The organism is Gemmatimonadota bacterium (assembly GCA_016714015.1).
Lineage (GTDB): Bacteria > Gemmatimonadota > Gemmatimonadetes > Gemmatimonadales > Gemmatimonadaceae > Pseudogemmatithrix.
Genome location: JADJNZ010000001.1, coordinates 806,574 through 820,836, shown reverse-complemented (window position 1 = coordinate 820,836; position 14,263 = coordinate 806,574). Strand labels below are relative to the sequence as shown.

The 14,263-nt window shown below is 68.3% G+C and carries 14 protein-coding genes; 1 reads left to right on the top strand and 13 read right to left on the bottom strand.

Features of this window, described 5'->3' with window-relative positions; all coding sequences use genetic code 11:
- Positions 1–12: 12 nt before the first annotated feature.
- The 10 genes from IPJ78_03475 to IPJ78_03430 all read right to left on the bottom strand — a co-directional run bounded on the left by IPJ78_03475 (position 13) and on the right by IPJ78_03430 (position 10,276).
- Positions 13–1,158 (bottom strand): glycosyltransferase family 4 protein, encoded by a 1,146-nt coding sequence (locus tag IPJ78_03475; protein MBK7905603.1) that lies wholly within the window; start codon positions 1,156–1,158, stop codon positions 13–15.
- 25 nt (positions 1,159–1,183) lie between these two features.
- Positions 1,184–1,813 carry an O-antigen ligase family protein gene (locus tag IPJ78_03470; GenBank protein MBK7905602.1) on the bottom strand — a complete coding sequence of 210 codons (630 nt, stop codon included), beginning with the start codon at positions 1,811–1,813 and terminating at the stop codon, positions 1,184–1,186.
- Between the two features lie 168 nt (positions 1,814–1,981).
- Positions 1,982–2,236: a hypothetical protein gene (locus IPJ78_03465; GenBank protein ID MBK7905601.1), complete on the bottom strand. Its 255-nt coding sequence runs from the start codon at positions 2,234–2,236 to the stop codon at positions 1,982–1,984.
- A gap of 337 nt (positions 2,237–2,573) precedes the next feature.
- Positions 2,574–3,014, bottom strand: a complete 441-nt coding sequence (locus tag IPJ78_03460) for a GNAT family N-acetyltransferase (protein ID MBK7905600.1) — start codon at positions 3,012–3,014, stop codon at positions 2,574–2,576.
- The gene (locus IPJ78_03455) at positions 2,987–3,592 is read right to left on the bottom strand and encodes a hypothetical protein (GenBank protein MBK7905599.1); all 606 of its coding nucleotides are present in this window, start codon (positions 3,590–3,592) and stop codon (positions 2,987–2,989) included. The genes IPJ78_03460 and IPJ78_03455 overlap by 28 nt, the downstream gene beginning before the upstream one ends.
- A gap of 31 nt (positions 3,593–3,623) precedes the next feature.
- Positions 3,624–3,800 carry an acyl carrier protein gene (locus tag IPJ78_03450; GenBank protein MBK7905598.1) on the bottom strand — a complete coding sequence of 59 codons (177 nt, stop codon included), beginning with the start codon at positions 3,798–3,800 and terminating at the stop codon, positions 3,624–3,626.
- Positions 3,801–3,831: 31 nt separating this feature from the next.
- Complete coding sequence (locus IPJ78_03445; protein ID MBK7905597.1) at positions 3,832–6,636, bottom strand: hypothetical protein; 2,805 nt, start codon at positions 6,634–6,636, stop codon at positions 3,832–3,834.
- 3 nt (positions 6,637–6,639) lie between these two features.
- Positions 6,640–7,785, bottom strand: coding sequence for an acyl-CoA dehydrogenase family protein (locus tag IPJ78_03440; protein ID MBK7905596.1), 1,146 nt, complete (start codon positions 7,783–7,785; stop codon positions 6,640–6,642).
- Positions 7,786–9,351 carry an amino acid adenylation domain-containing protein gene (locus IPJ78_03435; protein MBK7905595.1) on the bottom strand — a complete coding sequence of 522 codons (1,566 nt, stop codon included), beginning with the start codon at positions 9,349–9,351 and terminating at the stop codon, positions 7,786–7,788.
- 388 nt (positions 9,352–9,739) lie between these two features.
- Positions 9,740–10,276, bottom strand: coding sequence for a hypothetical protein (locus IPJ78_03430; GenBank protein ID MBK7905594.1), 537 nt, complete (start codon positions 10,274–10,276; stop codon positions 9,740–9,742).
- 73 nt (positions 10,277–10,349) lie between these two features.
- Here IPJ78_03430 and IPJ78_03425 point away from each other — a divergent pair, with 73 nt between their 5' ends.
- Positions 10,350–10,964: a hypothetical protein gene (locus tag IPJ78_03425; GenBank protein ID MBK7905593.1), complete on the top strand. Its 615-nt coding sequence runs from the start codon at positions 10,350–10,352 to the stop codon at positions 10,962–10,964.
- An 18-nt stretch (positions 10,965–10,982) separates the two neighbouring features.
- On the opposite strand, the gene IPJ78_03420 is transcribed toward IPJ78_03425, so the two are convergent.
- From IPJ78_03420 to IPJ78_03410, 3 genes are all read right to left on the bottom strand, one after another.
- Positions 10,983–12,167, bottom strand: coding sequence for a DegT/DnrJ/EryC1/StrS family aminotransferase (locus IPJ78_03420; GenBank protein MBK7905592.1), 1,185 nt, complete (start codon positions 12,165–12,167; stop codon positions 10,983–10,985).
- A 92-nt stretch (positions 12,168–12,259) separates the two neighbouring features.
- The gene (locus IPJ78_03415) at positions 12,260–12,976 is read right to left on the bottom strand and encodes a sugar transferase (GenBank protein ID MBK7905591.1); all 717 of its coding nucleotides are present in this window, start codon (positions 12,974–12,976) and stop codon (positions 12,260–12,262) included.
- A 160-nt stretch (positions 12,977–13,136) separates the two neighbouring features.
- Positions 13,137–14,258: a HAMP domain-containing histidine kinase gene (locus IPJ78_03410; protein MBK7905590.1), complete on the bottom strand. Its 1,122-nt coding sequence runs from the start codon at positions 14,256–14,258 to the stop codon at positions 13,137–13,139.
- Between the last annotated feature and the right edge of the window lie 5 nt (positions 14,259–14,263).

Genomic DNA, 14,263 nt, shown 5'->3' with positions numbered 1-14,263 from the left:
AAGGAGGGCGAATCAGCCTGAGGGGACGTACGTCAGCGCTGCGAGGCCGACGGCGCGCATCCGATCCACCGTGCGCTCCCAACTGAACGTCGCGGCCGCGTGCGCGCGACCGGCAGGCCCATCCGCGCCGCGAGCTCCGGATCCTGGAAGTAGGCGCAACATGCGGGTGGTCAACCTGTCCTCGTCCTCTGAGTCGCCGATAGCCCGTTGACCGTGCAGGATCAGTTCCAGGGATCGCCCACGCGTTCGGGCCGATACACGGAAGACCATGAAGGCAGCCTCGACATACGCGATTCCGAAGGGCTCGAACCGGGTCGGGAGACAGAAGACGTGGGCTTCCTGATATGCCTTGAGAATCGCCGCGTGCTCGCTCGCAACGTCCTTCCGGAGAAAGCCGAGGTTCGTGACGCCGGGTCCGCCGTGCGAGGTGTCCCGCGGGCCGATGAGGATCAGTCGGGCGTCGCGAATCCGTTCCCGGACGCGCGCGAACGCGCGAAGAAGCAGATCGCCACCCTTTCGCTCGAAATGCGCTCCGACGAACAGGATCGTCGGCGGACTTGATGGTGCGGTCGTCCGCGGCTGAATGTGTGTCTGGTCGAAATTCGGCCTTGCGAGTACCGCATGGACCCTGTCCGCTGGGATCGCGAAGTCGCCAATGAAGGACTGTCGCAGATGCTCACTGATCGTGAAGATCGCGCGCGCGCCCCGGTATACCGACGCCTCGCGGACGGAGACCGCCTCGACCTCGGCCGGCGAAAGAGCAGCAGCCCACGAGACACCAGTGCTTCGCCCCCGCTCCGCGACGCGGATGTTCGAGTCACAGTACAGGAAGTACGGCCTGTCGGACGGAGCCGAGAACGTTGCACCGAACTGCAGCACGAGTTCGGCGTCCGCGCCGCGCGCGGCGAGGGCTGCGCTAGCTGCACGGCTTCGCAAGGCGAACGGTACCGCGCCCAGGTGGTATCTCGCCACCCATCGTGGCTTCGAAGGGGAGAATGTCGCAGCTGCGGCGAGTCCTCGCGGGATTCCACGAAGATCGCCGTCCCCGATCGATAGCACGTCGCCGTGTCGGCGGAACTGCTTGACGATGCTCAGTGTCGCGCAGAGAATGCGCGAGGACTCTCCGCGTCGCCTTCGCAGATCGGCGAAGATGTTCATCGCTGCCATCGGGGTGCTGAAGGTGTCAGGAACGGGAGTCGAATCGCGAGCGAGTCATGCGCGCTCCCGCCGCGGGTCGCGTGAACTGATACAGTAGCAGGTTCAGTGCCAGCATTGAGAAGAACCAATGAATATTGAGCATCGGATACAGCATGCCCGTGAGCAACAGGGCGACCATCCCCACTTCAAGGCCGAGCGCAGTGGGCCGCAGCGCCAGCGATCCTCCGCGAGCCGCCCAGATCGCCGATGCTTCGGCTCGTCGCAACCAGGCGTTCCGCCTGAAGAAATCCACGACAAGCCAAACGAAGATGCCGAACCCGACAACACCCTGCTCACTGAGGATGGTCAAGAAGATGTTGTGCAGCGCCTTCCGTAAAGAAACATGGGATTGACCGCATACATACCACCGAGCTCGCCCGGCTGATAGATGCCGGAAGCGTACGCCGACGTTTCCCATCCCCGCACCGACGATCGGATTCCGACGGAACACCTCCATCGCCGCTGTCCAGAGCCGCCACCGATCGTCGCCCGTGCCGGAACTCGTGCCTTCGACGAACGCGGACATGATCTCGTTGTAGAAGAAGCCGGCGGGGAAGATCAACGAGGCCGCGGCGAATACGACGACGGCCACACCGATGCTCGCAAGCAACGTCATGCCTTTTCGCGGAGAGCGAGCCCACATGACGAAGAACACCCACGACTGTCGCGAGGAACGCGCCCTCGGGCATAGCTCGCGACGACGCCGATGACGCAACAGGAACGACGTCAGGAACATCAACTTCCGAACCGGTCCCCTTCGGCGCGCCCAAGCCCAGGAAGAACGTCATCGTGAACCCGCCGACCAAGAAGGCACCTGGAATGCGTCGTGATTCTCCAGTGAGTGATGCCACGGGACCACCCCTACCCAACGGCCCCAGAACATGAACCAGAGGAACTGGATCCCGTACATCTTCAGGAGCGTCTCCGCCCGACGGACGGACGGCACGATCGCGATCGTCGCGGTGATGAAGATCCACCAGAAGAACATCGTCTTCGCCCCCGTCCGGACGTATCCCGAGTTGACGGCGAACGGGATCATCGGAAGGATTGAGAGCACGAAACAGAGGAACGGCGGATACCATTGCCAGCGTCGAGACCACGCCGGCTTCGAGGGGACACCGAGCATGATGACGAGGATCAGTGCGCCGAACAACAAGGTCGTAACGCGCAGCACTGGCTGGAGCCCGAAACTCGCGAGCCACCATTGAGGGTCGAAAAGCGCGAGCGTCCAGACGGCAAGCAACAGCTTCCATGGTCCGCCGGTTCGCTCCTCCCGCGTCCTCGCGGAGGTCCCCGTGGCCCCCGAGGCCGGGGGGACCACTCCGCCGGCGAGCGCGGGGCGCGAAGGCAATCGACCTACCGTCACGGAATCGACTTCACGATCTTCGGCCCCAGCCACGTCGCCACCGGCACCGGCAGCTTCTTCCAGAGCCTCGGCCCCATCGAATACGCCCCGTCGTCCGGATTGGGCGTCGATACCTTCCCGTCCGCCGAGCGATAGTACCACCAGAGCGGCTCATCACGGCCGCCCCACTGCTGCTTGTACTCGTGCGTGCCGCTGTTCGGCGTGCGCGGCCGAAGTTGGCGATCGTGCACCCCTCCTGCGCCGCGCGCTCGAGGAAGCACCAGTGCAGGAAGTAGCCCGGCCGGATCCCGCTCGCGAGACGGAGCGAACTCGACCAGGTGATCTCCATCTCCCGGTCCCAGATGAAGCCGCAACCACCGGAGACCGGCTCGCCGTTGAGGTAGCCGCAGGCGAACCAGGTGCTCTCCGGGAAGGTGTCGGCGATCACCTCGTAGAACCGCTGTGATTGCACCGGCGTGCGAGGTCCCGCATGTTCCGCGCGAGGATCCGATGGAACGGCTCAAGTTGATCCCGGCCCCAGCGCACCTCGACGCCCTCCTTCTGCGGCTTGCGGATCTTCGTGCGCATCTTGTTGCCGAGCTGCTTGAAGAGCGCCTCTGGGCCGCCCTCGGGGATGTCGACCACGACGGTGAGCTTCTGGTGGCCCACCGGGAGCGCCGTCTCCAAGGCGCGGCGTGCCCGGATCTGCAGGAGCTTGACCTGCGTCCCGCTGGCGCGGGACTCCGCGTCGTCCATCAGCGCGCGCTCGGCCGACGCATCGCCGAGCGGTCCGCCGTAGCTCACGAATGGCATCGACACGAGGAAGTGGCCGAAGAGTGCCGACCGCACCCGCACGAGCGGGAGGACGCCGGCGAGCCGCCCACCGGCGTCGCGCGCCGCCAGGAACACGCACTCGTGCCCGAAGACCGTCTCGATCACCCGACGCCACCCATAGAGGTGGAAATGCGTCCACCCGGCCTGCGATCGGACGAACGCGTCCCATTCGGCCGCCTCGCCCGCGAAGGGCGCGACCGTCAGTGCCGGCGTCACGGGCGCACTCGGCCGGGCGCCGTCATCCGCCTCAGGACTTCTTCTCGAGGATCAGCGCCGCGATGTCCTGCACCGTGTTCAGGTGCGTGACGCTCGCCTCGTGCGCGTGGATCTCGATGCCGTAGTGCTCCTCGAGCACGGCCACGAGCTTCACCGTCGCGAGCGAGTCGAGGATGCCGCCGCTGATGAGCGGCGTGTCGTCGGTCAATCCGAGGCGGCGACGCCCGGGAGGAACTCCTTCAGGATGTAGGTCCGACGTGCTCACGGACGGCGTCGGCGTTCAGGGTCATCGCGGTGGTTTCCAGGAAGGCGCGCGGCAGGCCGAGGGCGGTGTCCGCGACGAGGTCGCGGTGGAAACGGTCGCCGATCAGTCGATGACCGGCCTTGTTCGGGTGGAAGTCCCACTTCGACGAGCGGAGGGTCGCCATGTCGCGTCCATCGTACACGTCGGACCAGTCGAGGACGCGGAAGCCGGCGTTCCGGGCGCGCGTCGCCATCGCGGCGACGTGCGCCGCGTCGGGCTGGCGCTCGGGCAGGTCGAGATAGATCCAGACCGGGATCGCGCCCGCCGCCCGCACCTCGCGCACGAACTCGGCCTCCACGAGCCCGAGCAGGCTGTCCTGGATCGCGACCATCCGGCTCAGGGCCTCGGTCTCACGCAGGTCGCTCGTGACCTGCGCGCCGGCCAGCATCGCCGCGAACGCCGGCCAGGGCGGCTGCACCCCGCGACGCACCTGCGTGACGGTATGGATCGAGAGCCGTTCGGCATCGCCCGGGTGCGCCACGCGGATCACGACGTCCGGGGAGAACGAGAGGACGCGGTCGTCGAGCAGCAGCAGCTGTTGCGCGGCGCTGAACGACCCGACGCCGAAGTTGAGGAACTCGGCCTTCGGCGCGCCCGGGCGCTGCAACGCGTTAAGGCTGTCCTCCACGAGCTGCTCGAAGGTCTCGCCGTCGCTCACGCCGTCCCCGGCCACGTACGACTGCCCGAGCAGGGCGATCCGGAAGGTCTTCGATGGCTTCACGCGGGCATAGGCGCGGTCACGCATCCCGAACTCGTTGGTCCGGAACGACTGGCCTCCCTGATACGTCCCCCACATCGGCTGCATCTCGCGACCGAGGAAGTCGGGACGCTCGACGAGCACGCCGGACTGCCAGATGTCCTGCCCGTCGGTCGGGCGATCGGCCATCAGTTCGCGCAGTTCCGGGTTCTGGTCGGTCACCCCCTGCAGTCCTTCGTAGTAGCCGCGCTGCAGGGCCTTGGCGTCGCGCTTGTTCAACTCCGGGAACCGCATCTCCCGCGCGATCTCCTGCGCGCGCGTGCCGAACGGCCGGGTCGCGTATGGCGAGGCCGTCAACGCGAGCACGCCGAGCGCGGCGATGGTCTTCATGGCATGCGGTGCGAACGCCGGGGCCGGGGCCTTTGCGCTCGTCTCCTGGTCGCCGCCCGACCGTCCGGTCAGGTCCGCGATGACGGCGACGGCGAACACCGTGCCGAGCACGGCCGCCACCGCCAGGCCATCGCGCAGCGTGAAGCTCGGCACCCGCATCAGGTCGATCCAGTCACCGAAGGTGGGGCTGCCCCACATCGTCCAGAGCGTGCAGATGAGCGCGAAGACGCCGGCGGCGCTCGCCCCGTTGATCAGGGCGTCGCGCAGGCTGCGCTTGGCGCCCGGCAGCACGCGCTTGCGCCCGCGCTTCGCCTCCCAGAGCGAGTTGCCGATCAGCAGCACGCCGAGGATCGCCCAGAAGAGCGCATCGGTCGCCGACCAGAGCCCCTCGCCGCGGAGCCAGAACCACTGGTAGGCGTGCGTCGCCCACGTGATGAAGAACACGACGATGGTACCGACCACGAGCGCCAGGGTCTCCCCCCGCTTCCGCAACGGGAAGTACACGGGGAGGAAGACCACCTTCTGCATGAAGTCCTTCCAATAGATGTTGATCCGCCGCCAGAAGTCCGAGATGCTCGTCGAGAGGTAGAACAGGCGGTGCGTCTCGGGCAGGCGGAACCCGTACAGGTGCAGGGCACCGACGATCACGTGGAAGGTGCCGGACACCCGGAGGTACATCAGGAAGGTCGCCAGCATGTACCGCACGAGCTTCGTGCCGTCGGCGACCTCCTCCGGCGCGATCATCAGGTACTGGTAGACGAGCCGGTAGAGCAGGAGGTGCACGAGGCCGCGCATCACCCATTCGAGCCCGCGCTGGTAGATGCGGAAGGGCTCCTGGTCGTAATGCGTGCGCTGCATCGTCGAGAAGTCGACGACCGGGAAGAGCGGGAAGGCGACGTTCGGGACCATGAAGAAGTACGCGAGCGACCAGGTCGCCGGGATCGGCTTGCGCGCGTGCTTCAGGTCGTACCAGTACATGATCAGGCGGAACATCAGGATCGAGCCGAGGATCGGCCAGATCGCGCCGGAGAACGGCGTCATCGCGGGCGACACGCGGAGGAACGCCAGCGCGAACGCCGCGGCCAGCAGGAGCGCGAGCCGCGCGTTGAGCGATACCGGGAGGTGGCAGATCCCCAGGAACGCGAGCACGATCACCGTGATCCAGGCCGCATTCGCGGCGCCGAGCACGAGCACGTAGCTCACGAGCGAGATCGCGACGAAGAGCGTGAGGCGGCGCGCCTTGGGCACGAGATGGTGGATCACGAACGTGAGCGCCATGAACGGCACCACCGACGTCGCGAACGCCGGACTCTCGATCTGGTACCATCCCGCGATGAACGCGATGAGCGCCAGCTGCGCGCCGACGGCGACCAGCTTCGCGCCGTCCGTCGTCGCGAGCGCCCCGAGGGACGCGCGCCAAGCCGCGCCCTCGCCTCGCCGAAGGTCGAGCCCGAGCATCACGATCGCGAGGCCGAGCACGAACTCCACGGATTGCCCGAGCCCGAAGGAGGCGTTCGCGGCCCCCGGGCGAAGGTCCGCCAGTGACGCGGCCGCGACGAGCGTGCCGCCCACAGCGAGCGCGAGCAGGGCGCCGACGGTGAATCGATGCTGCGGGTCCTGCGCCGCCGGGGGGGCGGCCGTCGTCTCAGCCAAGGCTCAGAGCCCCATCCAGCGCGCGATCGTCTGCCGCTGCATCTCCGACGTCCCGGAGTAGAGCGTGCTGCCGAGCGCGTCGCGCACCTGCCGTTCGACCTGGTACTCCGTGCAGTAGCCGTAGCCGCCGTGGATCTGCATCGTGTCCATCGCCACCTGGACCAGCGACTCGCTCACGAAGACCTTCGCCATCGCCGCATCGAGCCCGACCATCTTCGACTTGTCGAGCATCGAGGCGGCCCGGTACACCAGCAGGCGCGACGCCTCGAGCCGCATCTTCATGTCGGCGACCTTGTGCTGGATCGCCTGGAACTTGCCGATCGGCTGGCCGAACTGCTGGCGGGTGCGCGCGTAGCTCACGGCCGTCTCGACGAGCCGCTCCATCGTGCCGACATGGCCGGCGAAGAGGCAGACGCGCTCCCAGTCCATCGTGTGGATGAACGACTGCCCGCCACCGCCGAGCTGGCCGAGGATCGCGTCCGGGCCCACGTAGACGTTGTCGAAGAAGAGCTCGCCGAACGGCGCCGTCCGGATGCCCATCTTCTCGATCTTGCGCGAGCTGAATCCCGGCGTCGACTTCTCGAGGACGAAGGTCGTGATCCCGCCATGGAATCCCTTCGCCTTGTCGGTCACCGCGAAGACGACGATGACATCCGCCTCGGGGCCGTTCGAGATGAAGGTCTTGGTCCCGTTGATCCGCCAGCCGTCGCCGTCGGGCGTCGCGGTGGTGCGCATGTTGTACGCGTCGGAGCCGGAGTCGGGCTCGGTCATCGCGTGCACGCCCACCAGGGTCCCGTCGCAGAGGCCGGGCAGGTACTTCCGCTTCTGCTCCTCGCTCCCGTGCTTCCAGAAGGGCACGACGCAGGAGAGCAGGTGCGCGCAGATGGCGAACACGAGGCCGGAGTCCTCGCACCCGTAGCCGAGGGCCTCGAGCGCGATCGCCGTCGTGAGGCCGTCCGCCGCCGCGCCGCCGTACGCCTCGGGGACGGGGAGTCCCTGCAGCATCATGTCGCCGCACTTCTTCCAGAGGTCGCGCCGGAAGACCTGGTCGCGGTCGCGCGCGATGAGATCGTCGTTGAGCTCGGCCTTCGCGAAGGCGCGGATCGACTCGCGCAGCGCCTTCTGTTCGGGAGACAGCGTGAAGTCCACTTACAGATCCTTGAGTCGCTGGTAGTCGACCTTGTCGGTCGAGGTCTTGGGGAGCGCGGGCAACAGCACGAAATCGTCGGGCACCATCGAGGACGGCAGGTGCTCGGCGCTGAACCGCTTCAGCCCGATGATCCCCAGCGTCGCGCCGTCCTTCGGCGCGACGAAGGCGCGGATCCGCACCCCGTCCTCCGACTTGAGCGCCACGACGGCCGCTTCCTTGATGTCCGCGTGGCGATAGAGCCCCGACTCGATCTCGTTGAGCTCCACGCGATGCCCACGACGCTTCACCATGCGGTCGCGGCGCCCGACGTAAACGTAGTCGTCGCGCTCGTCGAGGACCACGATGTCGCCCGTGCGGTACCAGCGCCGTCCAGCCTCGTCCACGAGGAAGGCCTTCAGCGTCTGGTCCGAGAGGTTCCAGTATCCCTGCATGACGTTCGTGCCGGTGATGCAGAGCTCGCCCTCGGCGCGGGGCGGCAGGTCGCGCCCCTCCTCGTCCACGACCTTGCCCTCGAGGTTCGCACAGACCTTCCCGATCGGATACGGCTCGGTCCGGTCGTCCGGCACGACCGGCGGGATCTCGTGCCAGGTGCAGACGTTCGTCTCCGTTGGCCCGTACAGGTTGTAGTACGTCGGGCGCGTCCAGAAGGTCTTCAGGAGCCGCAGGAACTTCACCGGGAAGACCTCGCCGGCGAAGAAGACGATCCGCAGCGCGCTGAAGTCGAGGCGGTCGAGCTTGCCGAACTGCGCGAGCGCCGACAGGATCGACGGCGCCGAGTACCAGACGCTGATCCGTCGCTCGGCGATGAGATGCGCCAGGCCCTGCGGCTCGCGTCCCACCTCCGATCCGATGAGCACGAGCGTCGCGCCGTGCTTGAAGCACAGGTAGAGGTCGAGGATCGAGAGGTCGAAGTGAAGCGGTGCGTGCGAACTGAACCGGTCGGTCTCCGAGACGGCGAACACGGTGCTGCACCAGTCGACGTACGCGAGGGCATTGCCATGCGTGAGCATCACGCCCTTCGGCTTGCCCGTCGAGCCCGACGTGTAGAGGATGTACGCGAGGTCGTCCGCGCCACAGGCGACGCTGGCCGTCGCCGGCGCCGGTCGCTCCCCGTCGAGCCGGTCGAGGGCGGCCCGCAGCGGGCCGCCGCCACCGGCGCCGTCGAGCACGATCAGCGGCGGGACGGTCCCGCCGAGCGCCTTCACCTGCTCAGTGAAGCCGGCCACGTACTCCTGCTCGATGATCGCGGCCTTCACCGAGCAGTCGTTGAGGATGTAGGCGCATCGCCACGCCGGCGCGCCCGGATCGACCGGGACGTACGCCGCACCGGCCTTCATCGCGCCGAAGAAGCCCGTGACGGCGTCGATCGACTTGTGCAGGTAGAACCCGACGCGATCGCCGCGACGGACCCCGAGGGCGACGAGCCGGTCGCGGACGCGGTCCGACAGCTGGGCGAGTTCGGCGTAGGTGAGGCTCCCGGTCGGCGGGTCCTCGATGGCAGGGGCAGTCCCCCTCCGGGCCGCGACGGTGTCGAGCAGCGCGTGGAGTGACGGATGTGAGTGCATTGGTGGGTCGAATGGCGCGGCCGAGGCCGCCGGTGGTTCGTGCGAAGTAAGACTATTCAGCTACGGGCTCGGTTACGCGGATGGCTTCCCGGCCTGACACCCAGCGGAGTGCCGGCTCCCGTTCACAGATCACTCCGTGAGGAAGCAACAATCGTTCCGCTTCCACCCCGGCGATCCGTCCCGAAGCGACGTCGGTTGGTGTCCGATCGGCGCGTGCGCCGCCGGCCCATGTCGCGTGAACACCACAGTCGGATGTCGCATGCAGAAGCCCGCACCTAACTCCTCTCCAGGAAAAGGGTTAGTGCTTCGCAACATCGCCTGGATCATCGGGCGAACACGGCATCCCCTGACCACCTCTCGTGCGCGGTCAGCTTCGACGGCAGCCGGATCAGCGTCCGCGCGGGAGGGGTGCTGCGGACGGCGGCATCCACGCGCCCACCTCCTCGCCGACAGCCGCCGCCCCGCGTTCGGTGAAGTGCACGTCGTCGAAGAAGTAGGCCGTGGTCCGTGGGATCCGCTCGGCGAGGTCGAGACAGCTGAGCGCATGCGCAGCGCAGACGGAGAGCAACTCCGCGTTGAACGCTGCCATGGCCTTCGCGAGCGCCGCCGGGGAGTAGTACTCGTCCACCTGCCGGCTCTGGAAATCCCCCAGGCCGCCGAACCAGAGCAGCCGTGCTTCGGTCGAATCGAGGTCCGCGCGCCAGAGCGAGGGTTGCGTGAGGAACGAGACGGGGACGCCCTTCGCGGCCGCCAGCGAAGCGATGGTCTCGAGATTCCGCCGGTACTCCGCGAGGGCACCATCGAGAGAGGGCAGGTCGTCGCGCCGCTTCGGCGCGCGCGCGCGCCTCGCGCCAACGCTGGACGGCCTGGGCCCGGGTGTCCTGCTGGAGGTCGCGCCGCCCGCTGCGCGCGCCCAATCCGGCACGGACCCGGACGCCCGCCTGCCAGAGGGCCGTCCGCTTGTACCACGCCGACGCCGCCGCAGCGCTGAGATTCTCGTGCAGCGCCCCGGGAACCACCGCGAACGCTCGTCGTTCCTGCGCCTTGCGTGCCTCCGCGTCCGAGAGGGGCGGAGGCGGACGGAACGTGTCGCCCTGCGCCAGCGCGACCGTGAGGTCATTCACGCCGACCAGCACGACGAGCCGATCCGGCCGCGGGATGCTCTCGAGGAGCTGCGCGATCTGGACGACATGGTCGCGCGCGTTCATTCCCCCTTTGCCTGCCGCGCCGACCCAGACCGGAGCACCACCTGCCCGCACGAGCGCCGACTGGAGGACATGTGTCCAGGTTTCGGTGTCGTCGAGATAGACGTTCTCCGTGGTGCTGCCGCCGACGACCAAGAAGCGCCGCACCGAGTCGCCGGGCGGCAGCTCGTCGCCGCGCAGACCCAGCGAGTTCACCGAGAATCGTGCGCGGCCCTCGATGCCCGGCGTCAGGCGGGGATCCGGGTCGAACTCGACCCGCAGGTTGGGCCGAAGGACGAAGTAGTGCGTCTCGCGGGGGCCTGCGATGCGGAGCACGACCTCCGTGAGAACGAGCCCGATCGCGATGGCGAAGAGCACGAGGGCGGTGGTCGCGATGGCGAACGCTCGCGCGCGCGACGGCGATGTTGAGGCCGGATCGGACATGCGTCAGGTGGGGGTCGTGAGTGCGTCGCGGAGCCACACGGCGAGCTGTGCCCGCGTGCCGGCGGTGAGCAGGCTGTGCGTCGGAAGCGTCGAAAGCGTCCGCGCGAGCAGGTCCGCGCCGGGCGTCTCGTGTCGATGGACGACGAGCGGCGCGAGGGCCGGCAACGCGAGGAGCGGCCGCGGGTAGGCGGTCGCCCAGCCGAGCAAGCGACCGCGCTCGGCGAGCGCATCCGGGACGGCCAGCCTGAGCGGGAAGCGCAGCCATCCGGGAATGCCACCGTCCATCGGCAGCACCGCGACGTCCCTCGCCCGTCCGCCAAGCACCTCGAAGAGTTCCGCGGCGTGCGAGCGGCGCGTCGTCGCCTCGGCTGCGGCGAGCGGTCGCGTGCGCATGAGCACGCGGGCGGAGAAAGCCGACATGCCACGGAGCGCCGGCGGGTCCTTGTAGATCGTCTCACCGAGCCGCAGCATCGGGATCGACGCCGGAACGGCGTAGAGCGACGGCCGTCCGAGGGCCCACTGGGCCGCGAGCCTGGCCACGAAGCCGAGCCCACCGCCTTCGCTGGTGCTCACCCGCGCTCGCACGACGTCTGGCAGCGGTGTCCCGCGCCGCAGCAGGAGCGCACCGCCACCGCCTCCGGTCTCTCCCTTCCCGCGCCCGAAGCTGAGGACCCCGAGATCCCCGTGAGCGCCCAGGGGTCGCTCGGCCCAGCGGCCGCCGGTCGCCTGGGCGGCATCCTCGATGAGGAGCGCCCCCGCGCGGTCCGCCGCTTCCCGCATCGCCCCCATCGGCACCGGCAAGCCGAACAGGTGCACCACCACCAGCGCGGCCGCACCGTGCGCGAGGGCGCGCGCGAGCGAGGTCTCGTCGGGCGTGAGGGTCGCCGGATCGACATCGTAGACCACGACCGGCGCCCCTGCACCGACGGCAGCGGTCACGATGTCGTAGCACGCGTACCCCGGGATGGCGATCGGGGCGCCGGGGCGTCGCGCGGCCGCTGCGAGCATCGCCAACGTGAGGGCGACCGTCCCGCTGGCGGTCAGCAGGGCCTCGTCGGCGTCGTAGGCGTCCCGCAGGTCGTAGGCGAGGCCTGGGCGCGGATCGCCGGGCGCGACGGCCGCGACGACCGCGCTCGCCGGCAGTGGCGAGTAGACCGGCAGCTGGCGCGCCGGGGGAAGCAGAATCACGGCGCCGGAAACAGGAACGCCCGCTCGCCGAGGAATCCGGCGTGCAGGCGTTCGGGATGCGACACGTGGAGGGCGATCACGCCGTCAACTTACTACCAGCCACCCTTCCGGAAAATGACGACCGGCGCGGTGAGGAGCATGATCTTGAGGTCCGACGCGAGCGACTGGCTCTCGATGTACTCGAGGTCGGCCGCCACCTTCTTGCGCACGTCGTCGATGCACGTGTCGTAGTGCAGCGTGATCTGCGCCTGGCCGGTGATGCCGGGGCGGACCTGCTGACGGACGGCGTAGCTGGGGATCTGCTCGCGGAGCTCGGAGAAGATCTTCGGCTGCTCCGGACGCGGGCCGACGATGTTCATGTCGCCGGTGAGCACGTTGAAGAGCTGCGGCAGTTCGTCGAGGCGCGTCTTGCGGAGGAAGTTGCCGATCGAGGTGATGCGCGGGTCCTTCTGCGAGGCCCAGACCTGCGCCTCCTCGCCCGGCTTCGCCACCTTCATCGTACGGAACTTGTAGATCGTGAACGGACGCCCGCCGAGGTCGACCTTGCGGCGGAAGTTCCCGCCCTGGGTGGAGCGAACGCAGAGCCCGACCCGCGTCTGGCGATAGAAGATCGGTCCCGGCGACGTCAACTTGACCGCGACCGCGATCAGCGCCAACACCGGCGCGGCGACGACGAGGCCGACGGCCGCGACGACGACATTGAGGGCGCGACGCGCCCCTTCCTGCCGATGCGGATGGTCGGCCGGGATCTCACGGGCGGGAGCCCGCTTCAGCCGCGGAATGACAGTGTGCAAGCCGTAGGTGGTCATAGTCACTCCTACGGTTTCGCAGGACGCGTGCCGTCGGCGCCAATGCTGGCCTGTGCGCGTAAGCTCTTTCATGGCATCGACTTGGCAATCGTTACACGTGCGGATGGCACGCGACAGACCGTCGCGTTGTTGCCTGTGCGCAACAGGTAGGCGCCGCGCATTACAGCCTCGTGACCGGGGGGAGGTCCAACTCGAAATAGAATCGGGTCCCGTCACCCGCCTTCGTCTCGAACTTGAGCTCGGAGTCCATGACCCCGAGCAGCTTCCGGCACATCGCCAGCCCGAGCCCGGTCCCGGAGAAGAAGAACCCCGAGCGACCGGCTCGCACCTGACTCCGCCGGAAGGGCTGGAAAAGGGCTGACTGGGCCTCCTCGGGGATCCCGCGGCCCGTGTCCCTGACGGAGAACTCAAGCCGCGTCAGACTGGTGGGCCGCGTCGAGACCTCCACGCTGCCGCTGTCCGTGAACTTGAGGGCGTTCGTCACCAGGTTGAGCAGCACCCGGCTCAGCGCGATCGGCATCCCGATCCGCTGGTCCGTGGACGGCAACGCGAACTTGACGGAGAGACCCTTCTCCTCGGCGATCGGGCGGACCATCTGCACGACCCCTTCGAGGACCTCGCTGACCGAGAACGGGATCGGGTCGCCGTCGGCCAGCTGGTCGCCCCGGCGGGCGATCTCGATGACGTCGGTCGCGAGCGAGCTGAGCCCGAGGGACGCGCTATAGATGAGCCGCAGCTGTTGCCGCTGGACGTCGGTCACCGGACCCGACTGTCCACGCTCGAGCGTCTCGGCGAGGCAGCGGATGGACGTCAGCGGGGAGCGGATGTCGTGCGCGACCTCGACGACCAGGTTCAGGCCGTCCGGTCCCGAGAGCTGGGAGGAGAAGTAGCGGTCCCAATCCGGCTCGATCGCGCGCCGGACCTGGTCGACGCCGCGCATGAGTCGAACGGCTTCGGCGCGGTCTATCGTCCGGTCGTCGTCCAGGAGGCTCAGCACCACGGACCCGAGCCGATCGAGGAGGAAACGCGCGAGCGCACTGGCCCCCTCTCCCCGCTGCGGTGGGATGTCCTTCGCCGCGAGGTCGACCGTCTCGGCCAGCCAGTCGATGATGACGCCCGTCTCCTCGGGATCGAACGACTCGCCGAGCGCCTGTGCCCAGCCGCGCAGCACTTCCGCCGCGGCCTTCTCGATGAGGGGGTGCAGGGTCTGCGGGCGGATGACCGGCGCGCCCAACATCACGCCGCGCGACTTGGTCGCACGGGGTGGGCGGGACGGGGTCACCACGG